This window comes from Hyphomonas oceanitis (assembly GCF_036964545.1).
Classification (GTDB): domain Bacteria; phylum Pseudomonadota; class Alphaproteobacteria; order Caulobacterales; family Hyphomonadaceae; genus Hyphomonas; species Hyphomonas oceanitis.
In genome coordinates, this window is the sequence record NZ_JBALTL010000001.1 from 106743 (window position 1) to 133107 (window position 26365).

24 protein-coding genes are annotated in these 26365 nt (G+C 61.7%); 8 read left to right on the top strand and 16 right to left on the bottom strand.

The features are described 5' to 3' along the window. Positions 1-3 precede the first annotated feature (3 nt). The 9 genes from ileS to V7651_RS00605 form a co-directional block, all read right to left on the bottom strand. Positions 4-3045, bottom strand: coding sequence for an isoleucine--tRNA ligase (gene ileS / locus V7651_RS00565; RefSeq protein ID WP_035535847.1), 3042 nt, complete (start codon positions 3043-3045; stop codon positions 4-6). 207 nt (positions 3046-3252) lie between these two features. Further along, positions 3253-3795, bottom strand: a complete 543-nt coding sequence (locus tag V7651_RS00570) for a type III secretion system chaperone family protein (RefSeq protein ID WP_035535846.1) — start codon at positions 3793-3795, stop codon at positions 3253-3255. A 68-nt stretch (positions 3796-3863) separates the two neighbouring features. After that, on the bottom strand, positions 3864-4802 hold the full coding sequence (gene ribF / locus V7651_RS00575; RefSeq protein ID WP_035535845.1) for a riboflavin biosynthesis protein RibF: 939 nt from the start codon (positions 4800-4802) through the stop codon (positions 3864-3866). Beyond that, positions 4802-5233 (bottom strand): MaoC family dehydratase, encoded by a 432-nt coding sequence (locus V7651_RS00580; RefSeq protein WP_035535844.1) that lies wholly within the window; start codon positions 5231-5233, stop codon positions 4802-4804. The genes ribF and V7651_RS00580 overlap by 1 nt, the downstream gene beginning before the upstream one ends. Positions 5234-5290: 57 nt before the next feature. Next, on the bottom strand, positions 5291-6142 hold the full coding sequence (locus tag V7651_RS00585) for a TIGR01459 family HAD-type hydrolase (RefSeq protein ID WP_035535843.1): 852 nt from the start codon (positions 6140-6142) through the stop codon (positions 5291-5293). 48 nt (positions 6143-6190) lie between these two features. Beyond that, a complete protein-coding gene (locus V7651_RS00590; RefSeq protein WP_035535842.1) occupies positions 6191-6706 on the bottom strand; it encodes a hypothetical protein in 516 nt (171 codons plus the stop codon). A gap of 69 nt (positions 6707-6775) precedes the next feature. Continuing rightward, positions 6776-8005 carry an EAL domain-containing protein gene (locus tag V7651_RS00595; RefSeq protein WP_035535841.1) on the bottom strand — a complete coding sequence of 410 codons (1230 nt, stop codon included), beginning with the start codon at positions 8003-8005 and terminating at the stop codon, positions 6776-6778. A gap of 296 nt (positions 8006-8301) precedes the next feature. Then, the gene (locus V7651_RS00600) at positions 8302-9039 is read right to left on the bottom strand and encodes an MBL fold metallo-hydrolase (protein ID WP_156950359.1); all 738 of its coding nucleotides are present in this window, start codon (positions 9037-9039) and stop codon (positions 8302-8304) included. Between the two features lie 17 nt (positions 9040-9056). Beyond that, complete coding sequence (locus tag V7651_RS00605; RefSeq protein ID WP_035535839.1) at positions 9057-9890, bottom strand: fumarylacetoacetate hydrolase family protein; 834 nt, start codon at positions 9888-9890, stop codon at positions 9057-9059. 110 nt (positions 9891-10000) lie between these two features. Between V7651_RS00605 and V7651_RS00610 the strand changes: the two genes are divergently transcribed. The 7 genes from V7651_RS00610 to V7651_RS00640 all read left to right on the top strand — a co-directional run bounded on the left by V7651_RS00610 (position 10001) and on the right by V7651_RS00640 (position 15042). Continuing rightward, complete coding sequence (locus V7651_RS00610; protein ID WP_035535838.1) at positions 10001-11659, top strand: DUF262 domain-containing protein; 1659 nt, start codon at positions 10001-10003, stop codon at positions 11657-11659. 89 nt (positions 11660-11748) lie between these two features. After that, the gene (locus V7651_RS00615) at positions 11749-12513 is read left to right on the top strand and encodes an SDR family NAD(P)-dependent oxidoreductase (RefSeq protein WP_035535837.1); all 765 of its coding nucleotides are present in this window, start codon (positions 11749-11751) and stop codon (positions 12511-12513) included. Between the two features lie 7 nt (positions 12514-12520). Next, positions 12521-12892: a tRNA-binding protein gene (locus V7651_RS00620; protein ID WP_035535951.1), complete on the top strand. Its 372-nt coding sequence runs from the start codon at positions 12521-12523 to the stop codon at positions 12890-12892. Then, positions 12889-13359 (top strand): PaaI family thioesterase, encoded by a 471-nt coding sequence (locus V7651_RS00625; protein ID WP_051624476.1) that lies wholly within the window; start codon positions 12889-12891, stop codon positions 13357-13359. The genes V7651_RS00620 and V7651_RS00625 overlap by 4 nt, the downstream gene beginning before the upstream one ends. Positions 13360-13362: 3 nt before the next feature. Next, the gene (locus V7651_RS00630) at positions 13363-13872 is read left to right on the top strand and encodes a hypothetical protein (RefSeq protein WP_035535836.1); all 510 of its coding nucleotides are present in this window, start codon (positions 13363-13365) and stop codon (positions 13870-13872) included. 65 nt (positions 13873-13937) lie between these two features. Then, the gene (locus tag V7651_RS00635; protein ID WP_035535835.1) at positions 13938-14333 is read left to right on the top strand and encodes a hypothetical protein; all 396 of its coding nucleotides are present in this window, start codon (positions 13938-13940) and stop codon (positions 14331-14333) included. Between the two features lie 184 nt (positions 14334-14517). Further along, a complete protein-coding gene (locus V7651_RS00640; RefSeq protein ID WP_162174798.1) occupies positions 14518-15042 on the top strand; it encodes a hypothetical protein in 525 nt (174 codons plus the stop codon). Between the two features lie 60 nt (positions 15043-15102). Here the strand turns inward: V7651_RS00640 and queA are convergent, their stop codons facing one another. The 6 genes from queA to ssb all read right to left on the bottom strand — a co-directional run bounded on the left by queA (position 15103) and on the right by ssb (position 22070). After that, positions 15103-16158: a tRNA preQ1(34) S-adenosylmethionine ribosyltransferase-isomerase QueA gene (gene queA, locus V7651_RS00645; protein WP_035535949.1), complete on the bottom strand. Its 1056-nt coding sequence runs from the start codon at positions 16156-16158 to the stop codon at positions 15103-15105. A 38-nt stretch (positions 16159-16196) separates the two neighbouring features. Then, the gene (locus V7651_RS00650) at positions 16197-17144 is read right to left on the bottom strand and encodes a peptidylprolyl isomerase (RefSeq protein WP_051624475.1); all 948 of its coding nucleotides are present in this window, start codon (positions 17142-17144) and stop codon (positions 16197-16199) included. Beyond that, positions 17141-17638, bottom strand: coding sequence for a pantetheine-phosphate adenylyltransferase (gene coaD, locus V7651_RS00655; protein WP_034739824.1), 498 nt, complete (start codon positions 17636-17638; stop codon positions 17141-17143). Before coaD ends, V7651_RS00650 begins: the two co-directional genes overlap by 4 nt. A 29-nt stretch (positions 17639-17667) precedes the next feature. Next, complete coding sequence (gene gyrA, locus V7651_RS00660; RefSeq protein WP_035535833.1) at positions 17668-20484, bottom strand: DNA gyrase subunit A; 2817 nt, start codon at positions 20482-20484, stop codon at positions 17668-17670. A 241-nt stretch (positions 20485-20725) separates the two neighbouring features. Then, positions 20726-21532, bottom strand: a complete 807-nt coding sequence (gene blaOXA, locus V7651_RS00665; protein ID WP_035535947.1) for an OXA-1090 family carbapenem-hydrolyzing class D beta-lactamase — start codon at positions 21530-21532, stop codon at positions 20726-20728. A gap of 58 nt (positions 21533-21590) precedes the next feature. After that, on the bottom strand, positions 21591-22070 hold the full coding sequence (gene ssb, locus V7651_RS00670) for a single-stranded DNA-binding protein (RefSeq protein ID WP_035535832.1): 480 nt from the start codon (positions 22068-22070) through the stop codon (positions 21591-21593). 224 nt (positions 22071-22294) lie between these two features. Here ssb and uvrA point away from each other — a divergent pair, with 224 nt between their 5' ends. Beyond that, on the top strand, positions 22295-25321 hold the full coding sequence (gene uvrA, locus V7651_RS00675) for an excinuclease ABC subunit UvrA (RefSeq protein WP_035535831.1): 3027 nt from the start codon (positions 22295-22297) through the stop codon (positions 25319-25321). A gap of 4 nt (positions 25322-25325) precedes the next feature. On the opposite strand, the gene V7651_RS00680 is transcribed toward uvrA, so the two are convergent. After that, the gene (locus V7651_RS00680) at positions 25326-26309 is read right to left on the bottom strand and encodes a hypothetical protein (protein ID WP_035535830.1); all 984 of its coding nucleotides are present in this window, start codon (positions 26307-26309) and stop codon (positions 25326-25328) included. Positions 26310-26365: the final 56 nt, after the last annotated feature.

Below are 26365 nucleotides of genomic sequence, written 5' to 3' on the forward strand. Positions count from 1 at the left end.
TGATCAGTCGTGCATCGCGTCCCAGGCCTTCACGGCCAGGGCATCACGGGGCGTGATGTCCGGGAAAGCCGGGTCAGCTTTGGCTGGATCGAAGTATTTCCAGCTGCGGCGGCACTTCACGCCGCTCGCCTTGACCGGATGCACAACAACGCCCGGCGTATCGTCGAGCGTGAACCCGCCGCCTTCGCTGGTCGAGGAATGCACCAGCTCTGCGCCAGACGTGATGAACAGGTCGCCCGCATTCTCGCCTTCGAAGGCCTTGATGAGGGATTCGTCGGCGATCAGCACACGCGGCGTGGATTCGAGCGAGGCGCCGATACGCTTCTCGCGGCGTTCGACTTCCAGCGCGCCGGTGACGACGCGGCGAACGGTGAAGATCTTCTCCCAGCGTGCGGCGAGGTCGGCATCGCGCCAGCCGACCGGCGTGTCGGGGAATTGCAGCAGGTGGACAGAGGCGACACTGCCCTTCAGGTGGCTTTCGAGAAAGGCCTCTTCCATCGTGAACGGCATGACGGGGGCGAGCCATGTCAGCAGGCGCTCCAGCACAGCGGCCATGACGGTGCGGGCCGCGCGGCGGCGATTGCCGAAATTGGCCGTGTCGCCGTCCCAGACTTCCTCTGTCTCGAAACGCGGATCGCAATAGAGGCTGTCCTTGCGTACGTCGAAATAGACGGCCGAAAGGTCGACGCCGCAGAAATTGATGAGCAGGCTCATCACCTTCTTGAAGTCGTAGACATCATAGGCCGCGCGCACCTGTTCATCGAGTTCAGACAGGCGGTGCAGCACCCAGCGCTCAAGGCCGGGCATCTTGCGCGCTTCGATGGCCTCAGCCTCGGTCCAGCCGTCGAGGGCGCCAAGCATGTAGCGCACTGTGTTGCGTAGCTTGCGGTAGGATTCGACCGAGCCCTTGATGATCTCGTCGGAGATGCGCAGGTCTTCTGTATAGTCACCGCTGGCCGTCCAGATGCGCAGGATCTCGATGCCGTATTGCTTGGCGATCTGTTCCGGCTCGATCGTGTTACCGATCGATTTCGACATTTTCTTGCCTTCGGAATCGACGATGAAGCCGTGCGTCAGCACCTGCTTGTAAGGCGCCATTCCGCGCGTTGCGCAGCATTCCAGCAGTGAGGACTGGAACCAGCCGCGGTGCTGGTCAGAGCCTTCCATGTAGAGGTCGGCCTGGCCGGTTTCGGCGTCGATGATGCCGCGCTCGCGCAGGGCGAAGGCGTGCGTCGTGCCGCTATCAAACCAGACGTCGAGAACGTCCGTCACCTTGTCCCAATCGTCGGCATTCAGGCCGTGCGCGCCGAGGAAACCCTCCTTCGGTGTGCTGAACCAGGCTTCGACGCCGCCAGCCGCGATGGCCGCCTTGATCGTCTCGTTGAGGGCCTGCGCCTGATCGGCAGGAAGCGCGGCCGTGTGCGGCTGGCCGCTCTTGTCGACGAAGATGGTGATCGGAACCCCCCAGTTGCGCTGACGGCTGATCAGCCAATCGGGCCGCCCTTCGACCATGGAGCGCAGGCGGTTACGGCCCACGGCGGGGAAGAATTCGGTCGCGTCGATGGCGGCGAGCGCGTTCTCGCGCAGCGACTTGCCGTTCGGGCCCGGCTTGTCCATCGAGATGAACCATTGCGGCGTGGCCCGGCGGATAACCGGCGCCTTGGAGCGCCACGAGTGCGCATCGCGGATTGTGGTGATGCCGCGCGCCAGCAGGTTGCCACTCTCGGCGAGTGCCGCGATGACTTCCTGATTGGCCTTACCTGGGTCGCCGCGCTTCTTGCCGCTGGTGCGGATGATATCCATGCCGCCAAAGCGCGGTACGTCCGGCGTGTAGCAGCCATCGGCATCGACGATCTGGCGGATGTCGGAGGCCTTGTGGCCGTTTGCCATGAAGACGTTGAAGTCATCCTCACCATGCGCCGGCGCCGTGTGCACGAAGCCCGTACCGGCATCGGCGGTGACATGGTCGCCAGCGAGCATCGGGATGGGGTGGTCGAAGAAGGGATCCATTTCAGAGAGCGGATGCGAAAGGCTTTCTACGGTTTCGGGCTTGAAAACAGACAATTCGCGCCATTCTTTGATCTTGGCTGCCTCTTTGACGTCTTCCGCCAAATTTTCCGCAATAATGAGTTTTTCCCCCACCCGCGCATACGGCGCAAAACCGAGTTCTTCCTCGGTCATAACGGACAATACCTCGTAGATATTGTAGGTAATACCGTAGCTAAAGCTCACGGCTTGGTTCGCTGGGATCGTCCAAGGTGTGGTCGTCCAGATCACAACGCTCGTATCATTCAGCAACTCGGAAAGTTGAGTATCCCTTGTTCCATCCGGGTTCCGCTTCTCAATGCCAAGCTTGTACGCCTTAACGGGAAACTTCACCCAGATCACCGGCACCTTACGGTCGTAATATTCCACTTCCGCTTCTGCGAGGGCTGTACGCTCGACCGGGCTCCACATGATCGGCTTGGCGCCGCGCACGAGGGCGCCCTGCATGGCCATGCGCAGGAATTCGGCAACGATGGTCGCCTCGCTCTCGAACTTCATGGTGAGGTAGGGATTGTCCCATTCGCCCTCAATGCCAAGCGCGCGGAATTCCTTGCCCTGGATCTCGACCCATTTTTCGGCATAGGCGCGGCAGGCGGCACGAAACTCGTCGCCCGGCACGTCATCCTTGCCGCGGTTTTTGGATCGGAATTCCTCTTCCACCTTCCACTCGATGGGCAGGCCATGGCAGTCCCAGCCCGGCAGATAGGCCGCGTCATGGCCCGTCATCTGGTGCGAACGCACGATGATGTCCTTGACGATCTTGTTCATCGCCGTGCCGAGGTGGATGTGGCCGTTCGCATAGGGCGGGCCGTCATGCAGGATCCACGGCTTGGCCCCGCGCGACTTCGCGTCGGCGCGCAGCCACTTGTAGAGGTTCATCTCGTCCCAGCGCTTGATCCATTCCGGTTCGCGCTGCGGCAGGCCGCCTCGCATCGGGAATTCGGTTGTCGGCAGGAACAGCGTGTCGCGGTAATCGCGGTCAGTCAGGGAATCGGTCATGGGATCAGTATGGCTTTTTGCGGTATCATAGGGGTTTGATACGGGTTTCCGATGGTTTTACCACGGGTTTCTGGATGGGTTCAGCAGCATGAATTCCCGGCTTCGCCCGCCCCGTCAAATCGGGTCAGTGCGCCGCCGGGCGTCTAATTCGAATGCTGTGTATCCGTGCCATGCTTTTCCGCCTAGCAGGCGGGGAAAGCCCTGTCACTATCGCAGGCCACCATAGGCGGAATCCGCCACCTGTGCAGAAGAGGTATCCGACAGTTCCTCTGTCAGTTTTTCGCACAGAACTTCAAAGACCTCGCCATTTTCCAGAAGGTTCGCCCAGGTCACGCCATGGTCAAGTATGACGTATCGCGAGACGTTCACCGTATCGGGAGCTGACTTGTAGATGGAAACGGCCGCATAGGCCTGGTCAATCGCGCTGACCTGCTCAACCGAGAGATCCGATTTGAAAACGGCAAGGAATTCAATGCCCCGGCAGTCCGTCCCGTCAGGATTGGCGCAGGCCGTGTAGACCCCAAACGACATGCCGTCCTTGCTGGTGGCGAACACATAAGGGGCCTGACGGTCATTGACGCCTGACGTCGTGTAATGCGCGCCCATATCATCCAGCAGCAGTTGAAGGTCACCTGTGCCCACCGAGCCGACGATCATATCGCGCGCGCGCACGCCAACAGTCGGCGCCTGCGCAACCGCAGCCAGCGGCACCGCAGCGCAAAGACATAGTGACAGGAGCGCTTTCTGCATATGAATCCCAACACCGGAGGGGTTTCAAAGTTCCGGAACAACTATCACTTATCCGGGTGAATCGGGCGCTAATTTGGCAGTGAGGAAGCCGCTTTCAGGCGAACGCGTGATTCGGCGGCGTCCTTGTGCATCTGGGCGATCATGTCATCGACACTGTCGAACTTCAGTTCCGGCCGCAGATAGGCCACCAGTTGGACCTCCAGCCACTTGCCATATAGGTCCTGATCGAAGTCGAAAATAAAGGTTTCCAGCAGTGGATCACGCAGGCCCGTGGTCGGCGTGCGGCCGAAATTGGCGACGCCGTCGCGCCAGTCCTGCTCGCCCTCGACGCGGGCCCGGACAGCATAGACGCCGTGGCGTGGGTGGATCAGGTCGTTGAGATGGATATTCGCCGTCGGGAAGCCGAATGTGCGGCCGTTCTTCTCGCCGGACTCGACAATGCCGTCAGCAATCCACCAGTCCCCAAGGATCTCAGCCGCCACTTGAGGCTCGCCGGCCATCAGGGCCTGACGGATGGCAGTGGAGGAGGCCTTGGCGCCAAATTCCAGCACTTCCTCGACCACGGAAACACCAAAGCCGAGGGCGCGGCCAAGGCTCGACAGGCGGGCCACATTGCCCATGCGGCCACGTCCAAAGCGGAAGTCAAAACCGACAGAGACGTGCGACACGCCCAGCCCCTCGACCAGGACCTGACGCACGAAGGCCTCGTCGGTCATCGCCGCCATCTCGCCATTGAAAGGCAGTTCGAAGACCGTATCGGCCCCTTCTGCGAGGATGAGCCTGTTACGACGCTCGGGCCTCAGGATGCGGAAAGGTGGGTCGTTGGGCCGGAAATAGGCGCGCGGTGGCGGCTCGAAGGTCGCCACTGACAGCTTGCCCTGGCCGGCCTTGCGCGCGGCTTCCATGACCGCGCGATGCCCGGCATGCAGACCATCGAAATTGCCCAGCGCCACGGACGCACCGCGCGCGCTGGCGGGCAACCCGCGATAGTCTGCAAAGATAGCCATCAGGCGTCTCGGCGCGGCGCAACCACTTCAGCTTCGCCGGTGATGACGCGCTTGTCGTCGACCGTGCATTCCACTTTCAGGGTCACCCGGTTGCCCCGGTCCTGCTTCTCCGCCACTTCGGCCCGCACGGTGACCGTATCGCCAATGTGCACAGGGCGTTTGAAGCGCATGGAGAGACCGATGAAGATCGCCCCAGGGCCCGGCAAATTGTTGCCGAGGATGCCGGAGATATAGCTCGCGGTCAGCGCGCCATGGGCAATGCGGCGACCGAACACGGTCTTGGCAGCGAACTCCTCGTTCATGTGCAGCGGGTTATAGTCGCCCGACACTTCCGCGAAACGCTGGATGTCGTTTTCGGAGATCGTGTGCACGGTTTCGTGCGACATGCCGATTTCCAGGTCTTCATACTTAAAGCCGGTGAATTCACTCATACGTCCGGATCTCCAATAATTGTCCGAGAAGTTCGATACACGGGGCAGATGCCCACGTCACCACCTTAGACCCGACATGGCGTAAGTGGCGTTTTCGCCATAGTCGGCGAGCAGGTCGGTGACTTCCTGCTGGAAGTCAGGTCCGTGTTCCTTGAGGCCCGTGCCGACATAGAGGCTGTCATAGCCCTGCCGGGTGGCGCCGCGAATGTCCGTGGCGGGGCTGTCGCCGATGCAGAGGATGCGCGAAGGCGTGTGGCCAAGCGCGTTCAGCCGCTCCAGCGCGAGGCGATAGATGCCCGCATGCGGCTTGCCGGGATAGACGACGGTGCCGCCCAAATCCTCGTAGATGTCGGCCAGCGCGCCAGCGCACCAGTAGAGCTTGCCGCCGACACGTACCTGCTTGTCCGGATTGGCGCAGATCATCGTCAGGCCGCGATCGACCCCTTCTTTCAGCTCGTCGCGGTATTCCTCGGGCTGGTCATTGTACATGTCGCGCAGGCCGATGCAGAGCAGCAGGTCGGCATTGGCGCTGTCTTCGAATTTCAGGTCGAGCCCCTCATAGAGGAAGCGGTCATGCTCCCAGCCCTCGTCGCCACCAAGACGCCAGATGGACTGGCCGCTGCGCAGCTTGAGTTCAGCGCGCGTGGCATCGCCTGAGGTCACGCAATCATCGAACGAATCCTTGGGCACGCCCAGTGGTTCGAAATAGCGGATGGCCTGCGCCTTGGGCACGGGCGCATTGGTAATCAGGCAAACGTGGCCGCCCTGTGCGCGGAACTTCACGAGCGCCTCGCAGGCCTCGGCGAAGATGGCGCGCCCATTGTGGATCACGCCCCACACATCGCAGAGGATCGAGTCATATTCGCCCGCAATCGCGGACAGGCCTTCGGGAAAACGCAGCTGTGTCATGCGCCGCGACCTAGGCCGCGCCGCACCCCCGGTCAATCCAGCGGTGCATTATTGCGTCAGGCCGCAGGCGCTCGCCGGTAGCGGGTTGAGCACGTACATCGCCGCTGTGGGGATCGAGTGATAGTTGGCTAGATAGCAGCCGCGCACCTTCACGACCTGGCCGATATTCTCGCCGATCTGCAGGCTGGGCATGTAATCGCACGACACGCTGTTGGCGGCGAATTGGCTGGGGTCGCCGGGACGGATGTTCAGCAGGAGATGGTTGGAACCTGTCGGCACGGACATCATGCGAACGCCCTCCATCGGCCCGAATTCGCAATCGCCATCCAGTGTCGAGTATGTGCCATCTGCGTTCTCGAAGGAGGGATAGGCTTCGACGGACATGGTGAGGTCGAGCAGGACGACCGAGTGGTCCTCGATCAGCTCAAGCGCGGGTGCAGGCTCCATCTCGTCGCCTTGCGGATCCGGCAGGATGGCCTCGACCTTGACCACTTCGGGCGCAGTCTGGGCCGATGCGGAAAGCCCCGCCGCGAACAGAAGGAAAGGCAAAGCCAGAATGCGCATGGGTCACTCCCGTCTCATGTACGGGGCCCATTTAGCGAAGCGATTGGGGCGAAATGATGCCGGAGGCGATCAGCCGAAATTCGACAGACGCTGCATCAGCTCGCTGGGGGGCGCCGTTTCTTCCATCAGCGACGCCTTGATTGGGCGGGGTGCACCGAAGATGTGGCCCTGACCATACGGGATGTCATATTCGAGGATTTCCACGACACTGGCTTCGTCTTCGATCTTCTCGGCGATCATGGTCACGCCATAGCGCGAGAGTATGGCGGTGACTTCCGCGCCATCGACGCGGCGGTTGATCGACGAGACAGGACGCGAGCCATGCGGGTCGCGCAGCTGTTCGATCAGCGTGTGGCCGTTCATCTTCACGAAGCGGACGCTCGACGCCTGAAGGCGCGGCAGGTCCAGTGACAGGTCGGACGCATGGTCGATCGAGAAGCGGAAACCGAGCGCGGTCAGCTTGGCCATGTTCTCGCGCATCGTGGCGGAGCTGGTTTCGAAACGGTCAGCGCGGATCTCGAAAATCACGGCGCCGGAGAGGTCGCGATTCTCGGTCATGAATTGCAGGAACATCGGGAAGAATGTGGTGTCTTCCAGCGACGACGCAGCGATGTTGCAGAACACACCAACGCGGCGGTCACGCTCGGCCAGACGGCGCACGATCTGCACGCAGCGGAAAAGTGTGAAATTGTCGATGATGCCCATCAGGTTGGCGCGGCGGGCCGCATCCAGGAATTCGGCAGGCAGAATCAGTGAGCCATCCGGACGGCGCAGGCGCGTGAAGCCTTCATAGAAGGCCACGCGGCGCTGCGGCAGCGACACGATGGGCTGGAGATGGAGGTCGACCCGGCCATCTTTCAGGGCATCGCGCACATCGCGCAGGATGGCATCATCCTGCGGCGCCACGGAGGAGACGACGGACGGTTCGGCGAGCTTGGCTTCGAAGCTGCGCGAGAGGCGGTCGATCAGACCTTCGAGCTGCTTCATCTCGGAGACGAGGGCGTCGCGGCGCTCGGTCAGTTCATGCTTAATGGTGGTCTCGACAGCCTCTGTACGCGCGCCGATGACGTCGACGCGCTCAGCCGTGTCGCGCGTCGTGCGCTCGACACGTTCGACGCGTTCGTCAATTTCGCGGTGGGAACGGCTGCTGGCGACGAGAACATGGATCTGCGCGAGAATCACCGTGGTGATCGCGCCGCTCGTGATCGACAGAGGCAGGCCGAGTCCTGCAAACGTATTTACACAATAGCCGACGCCGCCGCCTATTGCGATGTAGAGCAGGAACAAGACAAAAGTCATTCGGTCAGCACCCAGTTCTTTCCATCAACCTTAACAAATAGGCCCCATTGGTTAACGAATTGCGTGGAAATGGCGTAATTTGCCACCTTCCACAATCCCGCTCCAGCCACCGTTGCGTCAAAGTCACAGACCTTTTGAGTCACACTCATGACACGTCTTCAGCGACTAGACAAAGGTTAACCCCACCGATACCCACAGCCTATCCGAGTGCACTGGTCCGTGGCCATTTTATTGGCCGGAGCGGGGGCAATCTCGGGGGAGAGCGGGGCCTTGCAGAGATGCGGGGCCCCGTCGTCTTATGGTGATTCGGCGGCCTTCTTTGGCGCGACCAGAGGTACAAAAACCACGTCCGTAACGGGCCAGGACAGGTCTGCCCCTTCGCATGAAAGTGTCAGCCTTGCGGGGTCTGAGAAGTGCGAGGCCTGGGTCATGCCGCATGGCTCGATCACGACGCGAACACCATTATAATCAACCCAGTAACCGACCTGCTCCTTGTCATTCACAAGGTGCGTGACGACGAGATCGCCGGTGTTGAAGACGCGCGTCTTGGTGTCCCTCTCGCCGGGCAAAGGCTGGAGGACAGCGGCGTTGAAACCACCGGGTGGCGACTGTTCAACAAAGGTGAAAGCGTCAGAGGTTTCGTATGCCTTGTTGATGGCGGAGAGGACGGCGCTGGTGCCGACCGGACCGGACACGCGCAACGGCGTTTCATGGCCCGCGCGCCAGCTGGCATTGCGAATATCATCAAGGCCTTCAATGTCTTCCCCGCGCAGGGAAAAGAGCATCACGGCATCGAGATTTCGGAGGTCCGTCTCGGTCAGCCCCTGAACAGTGCCGGAAGGTGTGCCAAAGAGGACACGCTTTCCGCCCGCCATGACCAATACGCAGGCTTGCGGGACCGTTCCGGGGCCGCATGGCAGGAGTGCAAAGTCCGCTGAGGTGACTTTCCGAGGGACTTCCGGGACCATTCCCGGACCCTTCTCTGCGCTGCACCCGGCAACGAGCAGAAAAGCCAGCAGTATTCTTGCGCGCATGCCCCTCAGGCTCCGGTCTACCCGATCACGGTGTCGCCCGGTTCCCTTACGATTTCGTTTTCAGTGAAACCGAGGCAGTCGATTTCGACGCGCACCTTGTCACCGGCCTTCAGCCATTTCGGTGGCTCGTGCCCTGCCCCGACGCCGGCGGGTGTGCCGGTGAAGATGACGTCGCCCGGCTCCAGCGTGAAGGCCGCCGTGAGGTGGGCGATCTGGGCGGAGATGTCGTGGATCTGGTCGCGGATGTAACCGGTCTGGCGCTGCTCGCCATTCACGAAGGTGCGCAGTTCGAGATTTGGCAGGTCGTTGATCTCGTCCATCGTCACCATGGCCGGGCCGAAGACGGCATGCGTGTCGAAGCCCTTGCCCATGATCATGGTCTGGCTGGCGCGCTGCCAGTCGCGCACCGAATAGTCGCAGCCAACAGTCAGGCCGGCGACGATCTCGAAGGCGCGCTCGCGGGGCACATGGCGGCCGCGCTTGCCGATGATGACGACAAGCTCGCCTTCATAGTCGAGCTGTTCGGAGACCTTGGGCAGGTGGACCTGGGCGTAGGGCCCGTTCACGGCGGTAGACTGTTTGTTGAACCACTTTTGCACTTCCGGCTTCTTGGTGTCGATGAAGCTGACGCTCTCAGCCGCGTGCGCCGCGTAGTTGACGCCTATGCCAAGAATCTTGCCAGGCTTTTCCACAGGGGAAAGCAGCGCGACCTCGCCAAGAGGTGTGGATTCGCCCTGCGGGCTGGCCGTCAGCGCTTCGACGAATGTGTCCGCTGCAAGCGGCACTACACAGTCGGCTTGAAGGTGGCCGAAACGCACTTCATCACCCTGTTTGAATCTCACCAGACGCATACCGTTACTCTCCCGTCACACTTTTGCCCAAAGACCTTGAGAACCGTTCATCCCGCGTTGTGATGGTGTTTGGCAAGGGCTAGGGAAGAAGCCTGTATAGGGGAATTGTAATGGACCTTGGCGTACGGGCTCAGGAGAGCTCGCTTAGCGGTATTTTTGCACAAGGAGAACGCCTGTGCATGCCGCCCTACCAACGTAGTTATTCCTGGGGAGAGCGCGAGGCGCTCGACCTGCTCGGCGACCTTGCCGAGGCGACTGACAGCGACATCCCACACTTCATCGGCGCAGTCGTTCTCGTGAACGGCGCGGAGTCCGGAATGGTGGAGATTGTCGACGGTCAGCAGCGGCTGACGACGCTGACGATTCTCCTGGCCGTTCTGCGCGACCTTGAGACCGACAAGGACCGGTCCGCTGCACTGCACGCGATGATTGCCGACGAGGACCGCCCGATGCTGGGCGAAGCGGCCAGCTGGCGACTGACTTTGAACTATATGGATGGCGCGTTTTTCCGCGACACGATCCAACGCCCCGGCGCGACCCGCACACTCGAAAACGAACCCGGCGAGAGCGACAGCCAGCAACGTATGGTTGGGAATGCCAGGGCCATGCTGAAGGAACTGAAACAGGTGTCGGACGAGCGGCGACGCGCGCTGACCGACACTGTGGTCAATGGCTGCGCACTGGTGCGTGTCGTCGTGAATGACAAGGATCAGGGCTTCAAGGTGTTCCGCGTTCTCAACACCCGCGGCAAGGAACCGGACGCCCACGACATCATCAAGACGGAGCTGTTCCAGAAGGCCAAGTTCTCGGTGAAGGAAGCCAATGCCTATGCCGAGCGCTGGGCGGAACATGAGGCCGTGCTGGGCGGCGGCGCGTTCGACGACCTGCTGCGCCAGATCCGCGCCATCCATGACCGCTCGCCCAAGGGCGATCTCGTGGCCGGTTTCCAGAAGGCGGTTCTCTCCAAGATCGACCCGCGCAAATTCCTTGACGACATGCTGCCGAGCTACGTGGCCGCATACCGCCAGATCACAACGGCGAAAGTGGACGACGGCCCGCATGCAAAACTCGTCTCTGACAAGCTGAACCAGCTGCGTGCGCTTGAGCAGCAAAGCTGGCGCGCGCCGGCGCTGAAGTTCCTGGTGGAGCGCGGACTCGACTCGCCGCTCGCGCCGGAATTCTTCACGCGCCTCGAACGGCTTGGCTACATGATCCAGCTGATCATCCATGACAAGGACCAGCGCAACAAGCGCTTCAACAAGGTGAGCGACGCCATTTCCAATGAGCGCACGCTGATGGCCAAGAATGGCCCGTTCGCCATTTCCAAGGATGAGGCCCGCAAGGTGCGTGAGCGTCTGCTGGGGCGCTTTGCGACTTTTGGTCAACGCCGCGCGATGGCCCTTCGCCTGAACGCCGCGCTTGATGGCGGCTTCACGATCCCACCGGAATCCGATGCGACGGTTGAACACGTCCTGCCCCGCAACGTGCAGGAAGACAGTCACTGGATGATTACCTGGCCAGACCCTGCCAAGCGCCGCGAGCAATGCGACACGCTGGGCAATTTCGTGCTGCTGACCAACAAGGTGAACCAGAAGGCTGACCGGCTGGACTATCGCGCCAAGAAGGAAGTGTACTTCAATGGCGGCGGCGGGGCGGACTTTGCCCTGACCCGCGACCTTGTGGAGCAGGACGCCTGGACGCCGGAAGTCGTGCGCAAGCGGACCGAGGGCCTGGCCGAGATTCTCAACGCCGAATGGGATTTGCCCTGATAAGGCTCGCCTTTCCTAAGGATACCCCTAGCCCGAAGGCTGATCAGCCCTTACCGTCGCGCCAACATAAAACATGAGGGAGCGGCGCCATGAGCCTGTTTGATCTATCCGGAAAGTCAGCCATCATCACAGGATCGTCGCGCGGCATCGGCCGGGCGATTGCCGAGGCCATGGCCGACGCGGGCGCCAAGGTGACAATCTCGTCGCGCAAGCCCGGCCCGTGCCAGGAAGTGGCCGCCGGCATCAATGAAAAGCATGGCGACGGAACAGCCATTGCCGTGCCCGCGAACATCTCGTCGAAGGATGAACTCCAGGCCATGGTCGACGCCACGAACAAGGCGTTCGGCAAGGTCGACATTGTCGTGTGCAACGCGGCCGCCAACCCTTATTACGGGCCGATGGAAGGCATCTCGGACGACCAGTTCGAGAAGGTGCTGCAGAACAATATCATCTCGAACCACTGGCTGATCCAGATGTGCATGCCCCAGATGCGCGAGCGAAAGGACGGCGCCATCATCCTCGTCTCGTCGATTGGCGGCCTGCGCGGCTCGCCCATCATTGGCGCGTACAACATCTCCAAGGCGGCTGACTTCCAGCTGGCGCGCAACCTCGCCACCGAATACGGCAAGGACAATATCCGCGTGAACTGTATCGCCCCGGGCCTTATCCGCACCGACTTTGCCCGCGCCCTGTGGGAAGACCCGAAGAATTTGAAATCGGCCCTTTCCGGCACGCCCATGGCCCGCATTGGCGAGCCGGAAGAGATTGCCGGCGCGGCTGTCTATCTCGCCTCGAAGGCCGGTGCCTACATGACGGGCCAGATGATGGTCGTCGATGGCGGCGCCACCTGCTGAGGCATTCATGCACCTGACTGACGAACCTGACTCACCGCCCGGCGCGGAGACTGACTTTGCGACTTTTCGCGAGGTGGATATCCGTGTCGGCACGGTGCTGGAAGCGGCGCCGCTGGAGGGTGCGCGCAAACCTGCCCTGCGGCTGGTGATCGATTTCGGCGCCGGTGTGGGCGTGAAGAAGAGTTCGGCGCAGGTGACGGTGCACTACGAACCTGAAAAACTGATCGGCAAACAGGTTGCCGCTGTCGTCAATTTCCCACCGCGCCAGATCGGCAAGTTCATGTCGGAAGTGCTGACGCTCGGGTTTCCCGATGCCGACGGCGCCATCGTCATGTTCTCGCCCGACCTGCCGGTGCCCAATGGAGCCCGCCTCGCATGAGCCGTACCGAAATGTCTGCCCAGCAGACCGAATTCTTTGGCCGCCTGAAAGCGGGCACATGGGACTTTCCCCCCGGCATCAGGAATCTCGGTATCCGGCCTGATCTCTGGCTGAAGGACGTCTCGTATGGCCACACGCTGTATGAGTGGCCAAACACGGGCGACCGCGACATTGGCGACCAGCGCGTGTTCGGCGGATGGGTCGCGGGCCTGTCGGACCATATCGTGTCGATGACGATGGCGAGCGCGCTGGAAGACGGCGAATGGTTCACGACGATGGAATTGCAGACGCGGATCCTGCGCCCGGTGCCGCATGGCCTGATCACGATCGAGGGGCGGCTGGTCAGCCGGGGCCGCACGACGGGCCTCGTTGAGGCCGACTGGCGTGATGAGAAAGGCCGCCACCTGGCGCGTATCACGGCGGCGAAGGCCATCCGGTCGATGGAAGAGCTGCGTCCCGGGAACTGATCCATGAAGATCGAAATTGTGAAAGGGGTTCGCGAAGATACGCTCACGGCCACGCGCGATGATGGCAGTGTCGCCCGGTGCACGTTTCCGAAGAAGGGTCCCATTCCGCACGACGCCGTGCATTTTTATGTTGAGCGTACATTCGGGTTCCGCAGAGGTTTCTGGGGCATGGTGGCAGGTGGCGTGTCACCCGATGATGTTGGCGCCATTGCGTCTGCCGCCGGGCATGCCAGCGCGTCGAAGGCACATATGCCTGAAGAGGAGATCGTCGAGCTCCTGCAGGCGGAGCGGCTGGTGGAATGTTTCGAAGCCGAAATCTGGGGCGGCCCGGCTGAACTCGAAACATTGCAGGACGTCGCCGATGCCGGATTCGCCCAGTCCTTCGTCGCCTCTGTCCCGCTCGATCAGACGAGGGTCGATACGGTGCGCAGCGGGCTGTCTGACTTTTCTGCAGCCTGGATGTCCCTAAAGACGGGGCACTCCCTGACGCTCGATTGGAGAGAGGCTGGCTAGGCCCTTTCCTGAGGAACCCTCCTGTGGCTGAGCCGTTCTTTGGTTAAGCTACACAGGAGCTGACCATGATTAAGTCCTTGAAATACATCGCTGTAATTGGTGCCCTCGGGATCGGTTCGGCCGTTGCAACACTGCCCGCATCCGCCCAGCTGGGCCTTGGGGTCGGCGTGGACACGGATGTCAAAGTCGGCGTCCGCACGAGCGCCCCGCCGCCTGAGCGCGCCCATGCCCATGGCCATTATACCTATGATGGCTATGAATCAGACCGCTGGTACGCGCGCAACGAAGTTCGCCGCGCCCATCGCTATGATGCCCGCTACAATGGCTATGACTGCTATGAGAGCTTCCAGTATGGCTGGGAGAATGGCGAGCGCGTTCGCTATGACACGACGTTCTGCTATGACGACCATGACCGCCGTTATGAACCGCAAGGCGTGAGAGCGAGCGTGCGCATTCACTAGATACCCGTGATTGATCTCGCGATTAAAAATCCCTGCGCCCAGGCGTGGGGATTTTTTTGCGCACAGCTTACGCAGGGTCATCCCAAAAATGCATGGCAGCCATCCAATTCAGTCTGCAGCAATCGCCGAACCATTTCGCGGCTCGGGCGTAAAATAATCAACGCAATGCTACACGAGCCAAGTTATGTTGCGGGCAGAACGCCCCTCTAATTCCATCGTTTGCATTTTTATCTCTCCACCGGGTTCCGGTCTTCATCCCTGTTCATCCGGAACAGGAATTGATCGAAATCCCGGCGGGCAAACGAAACCGGAATTCAGAATGAAGACAATTCAGAAATATGTTGCCGCCTTGGGGGCGATTGCCCTGATGAGCGCAGCATTTTCCCTGCCCGCATCTGCTGAAGCAGGGGTTTCCAACACCTCCCAGACAACAATTGGCGTCAGCGTTCGTGTTCTTGGTAACGACCCCAACCACGTTCACCCGGAATTTACGTATCAGGGCCATCAATCGAACCAATGGTATCCCGTCGCGCAAGTTACTCGCGCCAATGCGTGGGATGACGCTCGCCAGGGTTATGATTGTTACAAGGCCTTCCAGTACACATGGGTGAACCATGCCAAGGCGCGTCAGGACACAGTTTTCTGTTTTGATGCTGCCGGGAAAGAATTCGAGCCAGACGCCACGCGCGTCTCGGCCCGCCTGAAATAGCGCGACTGAACCTCCGCTATATACTCGCCCCTGTTCGTTTCACGAGCGGGGGCATTTTTTTCAGGGAAGCAGCAGGCAGGCGTCGCCATAGGAATAGAAGCGATAGTCCGACGCGATGGCATGGGCATAGGCCGCCTGCATCACATCGGTTCCCATCAGTGCGCAGACCAGCATGAACAGGCTTGAACCGGGCAGGTGGAAATTGGTGACGAGCGCATCGGTGGCGCGCACGGCGTCGCCGGGTTTCAGGAAAATGTCTGTCGGGCCAGTCGCGGGAGCGAGGGTGCCCTCGGGCGTGGTGCAGCTTTCCAGCGTGCGCATGGCGGTGGTGCCGACCGGCACGCAGCGGTGACCGGCGGCGCGCGCGGCATTGAGGTGCGTGGCGGTTTCGGGCGTCAGGCGGCGCCATTCGGCATGGAGGCGGTTGGCCGCCAGCTGCGCCTCTTCGAGCGGCTTGAACGTGCCGAGCCCGACATGCAGGCGCACGGTTTCACGGGCGAGGCCAGCTGCATCAATCTCGGCGAGCAGGCGCGGTGTGAAATGAAGCCCTGCTGTGGGCGCAGCGACGGAGGCGGCGTCATCCCCGGCGAAACTGGTCTGGTAGGTCTCGCGATCGCGCGCATCCGCCGGACGGCGGCGGGCGATATAGGGCGGCAGCGGCATGCCGCCGTGGGCATCAAGCGCCTGTTCGAGCGCGGGACCGGACTGGTCGAAGGCCAGCTCGATTTCGCCGCCATCAAGGCGCTGCGTAATCGTTGCGCGGAAGCCTTCGGCGAAATGGATCGGATCACCAGCTTTGAGGCGTTTGCCGGGCCGGGCCAGCGCGCGCCATGTGTGGTCGTCGATGCGCTCGACCAGGTTCACGTCGCAGGACACATCGGCCCCGATCTCGTCGCGGGCGGGCCGCACGCCCTTCAGCGCAGCAGGAAGCACGCGCGTGTCGTTGAAGACGAGGACATCGCCCGCCGTCAGGTAGCGCGGCAGGTCACGCACGGTCGCATCTTCCAGACGCCCATCGCCATGCACGACGAGGAGACGCGCAGAGTCCTGCGGGTCAGCCGGACGCAAGGCGATGAGGCGCTCGGGAAGGTCAAAATGGAAATCGGCGAGATTCATGGGCGTCATGGATTATCGGCCCGTGAAGGCAGCGCGACCTAGCGTTCGACGACGGCCGGTACGGATGGCAGGTCACACACGTTCAGATCTTCGTCGACATCGGCATTTGCGGCCATGAAGATCGGACCATCGGTGCGCTCGACCCAGACGTTCGGGCGTTCGGCCTTCGGCAGGTCAGCCGCCACTTTGGCCCCCATCAGGATGTCAGGCAGGGCGACTTCGCCATTGAGGGATTCCTTGCCGGCCTTGATGGCCAGCACAACGTCTTCGCCCTGAACGACGCGGCCCCAGGCCGTGTATTGCTTGTCGAGATGCTGGGACGTGTCGCGCATCAGGAAGAATTGCGAATTGGCCGAGTCCGGGTCTGACGTGCGCGCCGTCGAGACGACACCGCGGCAATGCGGGATCCAGCTTTCGACCAGGCCATCCTTGGACATTTCGCTGAAGAAGGAGGCCTGCGTCATCATCGGGAAGCCATTCACATAGCCATACTTGGCTGTGTCGGCCGGGCCGATGGCGAAGTTGAGCGGCATTGTCGCCGGGTCGCGGCGGTAGGTGAACTCGCCCGGAATGTCCGGCAGGCCCGATTCGCGGCCCTTGAGTGCGAAGATGTCGCCGCCCTGTGCCATGAAGCCGTTGATGACGCGGTGGAAGGTGGTGCCGTCAAAGTCGCCGGAGCGGATGATGGCCGAGAATTGCGCATAATGCTTGGGCGCAACTTCCGGGAAGGCCTCGATCAGGACGCGGCCCTTGTTGGTGTCGAAAATGAAGAGACGTTCGGGATCGACGGCACGCCAGTTGGCGGGATCGGCCTTGGCCTCTTCCACGGTGACAGTCGTAGCGGCCTCAGCAGGCGCTTCTTCTGCGGGCGAAGCGGCTTCGGCAGGCGTCGCGCTTTCAGCTGGCGCTTCCGTTTTTGTTTGCGCAAACGCGAAAAGACCCAGCGACAGGGTCGATGCGGCCACTACCAGGGGTGCGAGCTTCATTTCTGATATTTCTCCATGAGGGCGCGTTTCACGTCAGGGCTTACAAACGGCGCTATATCGCCACCGAGACTCGCAATTTCTTTCACGAGCCGCGACGCGACCGCCTGGTGCCTAACATCGGCCATCAGGAAGACTGTTTCAATGTCGGGATTCAGTTGCTCATTCATCGCCGTCATCTGGAATTCGTATTCGAAGTCCTGAACGGCACGCAAACCGCGCAGAATCATCTGCGCGCCGCAAGCCTCGGCGAATTTCATGAGCAGGCCATGCATCGGCATGACCTTGATTTCAGCCATGCCGGGGCCGTTGAATCGCGCGCACTCGGCTTTCACCATTTGCACGCGTTCTTCCAACGAAAACAAAGGCTTCTTGGCCTCATTGACGGCGACGCCAATGACAAGCGTGTCGACCAGCTTCATGGCGCGACCGAAAATATCGATATGACCATTGGTCGGAGGATCGAATGTACCCGGGTAAAGTCCGATACGATGCACTGGTGCCCCTTCCCTGTATTCCGGCCCTGTTATTCAGGCATTTCCGGTGATCCAGCCTCGGCTGGGCCACCATTTTCCCCATCCATATCGGTTTCAGCGTCTTCTACAAGCCGTGCAACAGAAACAACGTGCTCGCCTTCGTGCGTACGCAGCACCCAGACACCGCCCGTGGAACGTCCCGCGATGCGGATCTGGTCGACCGGGGTGCGGATCAGCTGGCCGGCATCGGTGACGAGCATGACCTGGTCGCCATCGCCGACAGGGAAGGACTGGGCGACTTTCTTGGTCGGCCCGCTCTTCTTGTCGCGGCCCCAGATATTCTGCGCCACGAGGCCTTTGCCGCCGCGACCGGTGACCCGGTAATCATAGGCGGACGAGCGCTTGCCCATGCCGTCGTCAGCGATGGTGAGGATGAATTCCTCGGCCGCGCCAAGCTCGACGAGACGATCCGTGCTGAGGGCGGCTTCGTCGACGACCTCTTCGCCTTCGTCCTCGCTGATTTCCTCTTCTTCGCCCGTGGCAGCCCGGCGCATGGCCGCAGCGTGCTTGATATAGGCGCGTGCCTCCTCAGACGTGACCGCGACATGACGCAGGATGCCCATGGAGATGACTTCGTCGCTGGCGCCAAGGCGGATGCCCCGCACGCCGGTCGAGTTGCGACCTGCGAACACGCGCACGTCGGTGACGGGGAAGCGGATACACTGGCCCAGCGCCGTAGTGAGCAGGATATCATCGCGCTCGGTACAGATCTTGACCGAGACAATGCCGTCGCCGTCATCCAGCTTCATGGCGATCTTGCCGTTGCGATTGACCCGCGTGAAGTCTGCCAGCTTGTTGCGGCGGACGGTGCCGGAGCGGGTGGCGAACATGAGGTCCATCACTTCGTGCGCGGCTTCGTCGTCCGGCAGCGGCATGACACTCTCGATACGTTCGTCGGCCGCCAGCGGGAAGATGTTGACCAGCGCCTTGCCGCGCGAGTTCGGCCCGCCGACAGGAAGCCGCCAGACCTTTTCCTTGTAGACCATGCCGGCCGAGGAGAAGAACAGAACTTCGGTATGCGTGGTTGCCGAGAACAGCTCGACCACGAAATCCTCGTCCTTCATGGACATGCCCGAACGGCCCTTGCCGCCGCGATGCTGGGTCCGGTAAGTCGAAAGCGGCGTGCGCTTGACGTAGCCGCCATGAGTGACGGTGACGACCATGTCTTCGACCTCGATGAGGTCCTCGTCTTCCATGTCGAGACCGCCCATCGCGAATTGCGAACGACGCGGCACGGCGAACTTCTCTTTCACTTCGTTCAGTTCGGCCTTGATGATCTCGCGGATGCGCGGGCGCGACCGCAGGATATCGAGGAGATCGGCGATCTTCTCCGACAGACCCTTGGCCTCATTGCCGATCTCGTCGCGTCCAAGGCCTGTGAGGCGGTGGAGGCGCAGGTCGAGGATTGAGCGGGCCTGCTCGTCCGACAGGTAGATCGTGTCGCCGCCGGACCAGCGCGTGCGCCGGTCTGCGATGAGTTCCAGCAGAGGCCCCATATCCATGATCGGCCAGGCCTTGGCGAGCAATTGCTCACGCGCCGTCGCCGGGTCAGGCGCGTGGCGGATGATGCGGATGACTTCGTCAATGTTGGCGACAGCGAGCGCGAGACCGACCAAGACGTGCGCACGATCGCGGGCCTTGTTGAGCTCGAACTTGGTGCGGCGGACGATGACTTCCTCACGGAAGGTGATGAAGTAGTCGAGCACCTTGCGCAGGTTCATCAGTTCCGGGCGGCCGCCATTGAGGGCAAGCATGTTGACGCCGAAACTGGTCTGCAGCTGGCTGAAGCGGAAGAGCTGGTTCAGCACGACTTCGGCGCTGGCATCCTTCTTCATCTCGATGACGACCCGGATGCCGTTACGGTCGGATTCGTCGCGCAGGTCGGAGATGCCTTCGACGCGCTTTTCACGAACGAGTTCGGCGATCTTGGTGATCATCGCGGCCTTGTTCACCTGATAGGGAATCTCGGTGACGATGATGGCTTGGCGGCCATTCTTGGCCTCTTCGATGTCGGTCTTGGCGCGCATGATGACCGAGCCACGGCCCGTGGTCAGGCCCTTGCGGCTGCCGGCGTGGCCCATGATGAGGCCGCCTGTCGGGAAATCTGGGCCCGGGACGATTTCGAGCAGGGCCTCATCGTCGATGGTCGGATCTTCGATCACCGCGAGCGTGGCGTCGACGACTTCGCCGAGATTGTGCGGCGGAATGTTGGTGGCCATGCCGACCGCGATGCCGCCGCCGCCATTGACGAGCAGGTTCGGGAACTGGGCCGGCAGGACCATCGGCTCCTGTTGGGAGCCGTCATAGGTGTCCTGGAAGTTGACCGTGTCCTTGTCGATATCGGCGAGCAGGTAGGTCGCCGCCTTGGTCATGCGGCTTTCGGTGTAACGCATGGCGGCCGGGGGATCGTTGTCGATCGAACCGAAATTGCCCTGCCCGTCGACCATTGGCAGGCCCATGGAGAAGGGCTGGGCCAGGCGCACGAGGGCGTCATAGATCGCGCTGTCGCCATGGGGGTGGAAGTTACCCATGACGGCGCCGACGATGTTGGCAGATTTCTTGTAGGGCTTGTCCGGCGTGTTGCCGCCGACCTGCATGCCGTAAAGGATGCGGCGGTGAACGGGTTTGAGGCCGTCGCGCACATCCGGCAGCGCCCGGCTGACGATGACGCTCATCGCATAGTCGAGATAGGAGCTTTTCAGCTCGGATTCGATGGAAATCAGCTCGATTCCGTCCGGGAGGGCGGGGTTTTCGCCCGAATTCTCAGGGGTTTCCGGCTCGTCCGGCGGGGTCGTATCGTCGCTCATGGAAGGGCTTTCTGCGTGTCCGGTCTCACAGGGCGGGGCATTGGCCCGAATCGCCCATAATCACTGAGAAAAACACTAGCAGCCGGGGGTGTGGAAAGCCACCCTTTCGGGGGTGTTTTAGCAGTTGGCGGACGACCCACGAAATGGGCAAAAAACTGCACGAATACATGCCCGTAAAAAGCCCGGATACGTTACGGAAACAGCCCGGATAGCGGCCAAAAAGCCCGAACGCGCGCGCAGCCTAGTTAGCGGCCGGGAGGGCCCGCAGATCGGACAGCGCGCGCAGGACCACGCCCTTGCGTTTCGGCAGGTCGGCATCGGGGGCGGCCATGTCCATGTTGAAGGCAAAGGCATAGGTGCCGGGCGCTTCGCCGCCGGTCTGCTCGAGCCAGCCGACATACCAGCCGATCTCCGGCTCGCCATCGACACTGTGCCAGCCTGTCTTGCCGTAAAGCGTCCAGCCCGCGCCGGAATCGGCCACCATGACCGGCACGGCGAGGTCATAGGTGCGCGCAGAGAGCGGCAGCGTGCGGCGGGCGAGATGGGCCAGGAAGGCGACCTGCTCCTCGGCAGAGATCGCCAGCGGGCCTGCCAGCCAGTATTGCGTGACATTGTCAGCCGGGCCGACATCGGCATTGCCGTAATTGAGCTGCTGCAGCCAGTCGTGAAGGACTGCAGACCCGATGCGCGGTGTCACGGTCTGGAAGATCCAGACCGTGGACCGCTTGAAGGCATCCGCAAAGGTCTGGTCCTCGTTCCAGTTGTCCATGAAACGCTTCTGGCCGTCCCATTTGAACACTTCGTCCGGGCCGGTAACGGCGCCGGTTTCAATGGCGATGAGCGTGTGCGGGATTTTCGATGTGGAGGCCGGGCTGAACCGCTCAGACGCGCGGGCCGGATTGCTGATCCAGGTCCGTTCGTCTTCCAGACGGTAGATGACAAGCGTGGATGTAGCGGGATCAACGTCCTCTGCCGCCACGCTTGCCGATAGTTCGGGTAGCGGCGCCATGGACATGCACGCCCCCAGCACAGCAGCGACAGTGACCATAAGGAGACCGGCGGCGATGTGCGAAGGGCGAGCGATCAGGCGCTGCATGCGGTGGGTCCTAGAACGGGATCTCGTCGTCGAGGTCCTGGCTGAAGCTCTCGGCCGGGCCGCTCATCTTGCGCGCGCCGCCCTGCTGGGAACCGAAATCATTGCCGCCGGAACGGGCACCGCCACCGGCACGGTCACCCGCGCTGTCCAGCATGGTGAGCGTGCCGCCAAAGCCGCGCAGGACGACTTCAGTCGTGTACTTGTCCTGGCCGTCCTTGTCCTGCCACTTGCGGGTTTCCAGCTGGCCCTCGATGTAGAGCTTGGAGCCCTTCTTCACATAGTTCTGGACGACGCGGACGAGGCCTTCGCTGAGGATCGAGATGCGATGCCACTCGGTTTTTTCCTTGCGCTCGCCAGTCGCCTTGTCTTTCCACGTCTCCGACGTGGCCAGCGTGAAGCTGGCGACCTGGCCACCATTCTGGAACTGGCGGATCTCTGGATCCTGCCCGACATTCCCAATAAGAATGACCTTGTTCACTGATCCTGCCATCTATCCATCTCCGCTCAGGCTTGTTTCATTATCGAATCTGTTCTCTTCTACCGCGACCGGCCTCGCCTGTCGCCTCCCCAGCCGTATTTCCACAGCCGGGGATGAAAAAAGCAGCGACTGACAAATGTTCACACTTTGTTCTTGTGGTCAAGCTGGACTCACGCCACACATAGAGCCTAGCAACATTCCCATACCTGTTTCGCCACCGTAACGAGCTTTCCCCCATGGCCCGACTAGAATCGCCTTTCATCCGCGTGCGCGGAGCCAAGGAACACAACCTCAAGAATATCGACGTGGACATTCCACGCGGTGAGCTTGTGGTGATGACCGGCCTGTCAGGCTCGGGCAAATCCTCGCTGGCCTTCGACACGATCTATGCCGAGGGGCAGCGGCGCTATGTCGAAAGCCTGTCGGCCTATGCGCGCCAGTTCCTTGAGCTGATGCAGAAGCCGGACGTGGAAAGCATCGAGGGCCTGTCGCCCGCGATCTCCATCGAGCAGAAGACGACGAGCCGGAACCCGCGCTCGACCGTCGGCACTGTCACCGAGATTTACGACTATATGCGCCTGCTCTGGGCGCGCGTCGGCGTGCCCTATTCGCCGGCGACAGGCCTGCCGATCGAGAGCCAGACGGTGACCCAGATGGTCGACCGTACGATGGAGCTGCCGGAGGGCACACGGCTCTACCTGCTGGCGCCGATGATCCGCGGCCGCAAGGGCGAGTATCGCAAGGAATTCGCCGAGCTGCTGAAGAATGGCTACCAGCGCGTGAAGGTGGACGGGGAATTCCACGAGCTGGAAAACCCGCCAAAGCTCGACAAGAAGTTCAAGCATGACATCGACGTGGTCGTGGACCGCGTGGTCGTGCGCGAAGGCATGCAGCAGCGCCTCGCGGAGAGTTTCGAGACGGCGCTTGGCCTCGCGCAGGGCATTGCGCTGGCCGAATATGCCGACCTTGAAGAGGGCGAGACCGAGCCGAAGCGCATCACCTACAGCGCCAATTTCGCCTGCCCTGTCTCGGGCTTCACGATTTCGGAAATCGAGCCGCGCCTGTTCTCGTTCAACAACCCGTTCGGCGCCTGCCCGACCTGTGACGGCCTCGGCAACCAGCTGAAAGTGGACGCCGACCTCGTCGTGCCGGACAAGGATCTCGACATGCTGAATGGCGCGATTGCGCCCTGGGCCAAGTCGACCTCGCCCTACCAGACGCAGACGCTGCAGGCCCTGTCGACGCATTACCGGTTTGACCTGAAGAAGCCGTGGAACCAGCTGCCGGAAGACATTCACCAGATGATCCTGCACGGCACCGGCGAGCAGGAAATCAAGTTCGTCTATGATGACGGCATGCGCCGCTATGAGGTGAAGAAGACGTTCGAGGGCGTGATCCCGAACCTGGAGAGGCGCTATCGCGAGACGGACTCGGCCTGGGTGCGCGAAGAAGTGGCGAAGTTCCAGTCGGCAGCGCCCTGCCCGGCCTGTGGCGGCAAAAGGCTGAAGCCGCAGGCGCTGGCGGTAAAGATCGCGACGCTGGACATTTCATCGGCGGCCGAATTCTCGATCAAGGATGCCGGCGACTGGTTTGGCAAAGTGTCGAAGACGCTGACCAAGCAGCAGAACGAGATCGCGTCGCGCATTCTCAAAGAGATCAATGACCGGCTGAACTTCCTGAATGATGTGGGCCTTGAATACCTGACGCTGAGCCGGGGCTCCGGCACGCTGTCGGGTGGCGAGAGCCAGCGGATTCGTCTCGCCAGCCAGATCGGTTCGGGCCTGACGGGCGTGCTCTATGTGCTCGACGAGCCGTCGATCGGCCTGCACCAGCGGGATAATGCGCGTCTGCTGGAGACGCTGAAGCGGCTGCGCGATCTCGGCAATTCGGTGATCGTGGTGGAGCATGACGAGGACGCCATCCTGACGGCGGACCATGTGATCGACATGGGCCCCGCAGCCGGCATCCATGGCGGCGAGATCATTGCTGAAGGGACACCTGAAGAGGTGCTCGCGAACCCGAAATCGCTGACGGCAGATTACCTGAACGGGCAGAAGGAAATCCCGATCCCGAAGCGCCGCCCGGTGGAGAAGACGAAGCGCAAAATCACGCTGAAGGGCGCGACGGGCAACAACCTCAAGAACGTCACCGCGACGATCCCGCTCGGCAGTTTCACCTGCATCACGGGCGTGTCGGGCGGCGGCAAGTCCACGCTGATCATCGAGACGCTTTACAAGGCACTGGCGCGCAAGCTGAACGGCGCGTCGAGCCCGCCACAGCCCTATGACAGCCTCGAGGGCCTGCAGCATCTCGACAAGGTGATCGACATCGACCAGAGCCCGATCGGGCGCACGCCGCGTTCGAACCCGGCAACCTATACGGGCGCCTTCGGGCCGATCCGCGACTGGTATACCGGCCTGCCGGAATCCAAGGCGCGCGGCTACAAGGCCGGACGGTTCAGCTTCAACGTGAAGGGCGGCCGCTGCGAGGCCTGCCAGGGCGACGGCGTCATCAAGATCGAGATGCACTTCCTGCCGGACGTGTATGTCACGTGCGAGACCTGCAAGGGCAAGCGCTACAATCGCGAGACGCTGGAAGTGACGTTCAAGGGCAAGTCGATTGCCGACGTGCTGGACATGACCGTTGAAGAGGCCGCGAAATTCTTCTCGGCGGTGCCGGCGATTGCGACGAAGATGGAGACGCTGGTGCAGGTGGGGCTGGGCTATGTCCAGGTCGGCCAGCAGGCAACGACGCTGTCAGGCGGCGAGGCGCAGCGTGTGAAGCTGGCCAAGGAACTGGCGAAACGCGCGACCGGGCGGACGCTGTATATTCTCGATGAGCCGACCACGGGCCTTCACTTTGATGACGTGCGCAAGCTGCTGGAAGTGCTGCATGAACTGGTCGATGCCGGGAATACGGTGGTCGTGATCGAGCATAACCTGGACGTCGTGAAAACGGCCGACTGGGTGCTGGATATTGGCCCTGAGGGCGGCGATGGCGGGGGCCAGCTGATTGCGGCCGGTACGCCGGAAGACATCGCGGCCACGAAAGGAAGCTGGACCGGCAAGTTCCTGGCCGAGACCTTCCGTCGGCAGGACGAACGCCGCGCCCAGCGCAACAAGCGCGACCGGGCGAAGACGCCATCAGTTGCGGCCAAGGCTGAAGCGCCGAAGAAGGCTGCGAAGGCAAAACCGGCCGCCAAGGCGAAGGCGGCGACACCGGCGAAGAAGACAAAGTCCAAATCGGCCAGCGCCGCGAAATAGGCGCCTAGTCGAACACCGCCATCTGGGCCGCATCGTCGACCCCGCCGCGGGGATCGTGGCGGGCGGCAAACGCGGCCGGTCCGCCTGTGAAATGCAGCAGCAGTCCGGACATGAACGAGGTTGCGAAGCCATAAATAGCCATCGGCACGAGGAATGACGGCGAGAAGATTGCGCCGAAGGCTTCTTCGGCAGACTGGACGTTGTTCATGCTGCCCGTGAACGGCATCAGGATGATCAGCTGAAGCACCTGGCTGATGACGGAAGAGGCAATGCCGCCACCAACCGACAGGATGACAAAGGCGCCGAGAATGGGCCAGAAGCGGCCGCGCGAGACGTTCCAGGCATCGAGGAAGACGATTTTGCGGTCCTTGATCGTCATCGCGAAACAGGGCGCGAGTCGCGTCGCGAGGAATACATAAACGGGCATGACAAGCAGCATCAGCCCCATCCCGCCAAAGACAAGCGGGATCATTTTCCGCGCCATTTCCTCTTCCGACATATCGTCAATCCCGATCTCGAAAATGCCCATTACGCCGTTGAATATGTAGAGGACCGGCAAGCCGAAAGTGACCGTGTAGAGTAGCCACCACAAGAGGAGCACAACCATCATGCGCAGCTCGTCTGCCCCCAGGCGCAGGGAAAAGCGCTCGTCGCGGATGTAGCGCCGCTGGGAAGCCGCTTCGAATACGGCCCGGATGACCCAGTAGCCGAGGCCGCCCGCAATAGCCCACGGGACAAGCGAGGCCATCATGCCGAAAAAGAAGCTGAACACGGTGTACGGATCGGGCTCATCGCTCGCGGTTTCGGCGAAGGACTCAAACCCGGACATCACCTCCATGAACGTGTCCCTGGCGAGATATGTCAGGATCAGTGAGGCTATCGTGACGACAAGCGCAAAGGCAGCCGCGAAGAGCCATGGAAAGCTGCGCATATGCGCCGCCCGGAAGGCGTTTGACAGCGCGCCGTCAAATGAGAATCGTGTCGGCATAGTGTCCCCTCCGCTTCAACCCCGTGATCCTGCCATACGCAGCTGCTGCTACAGCC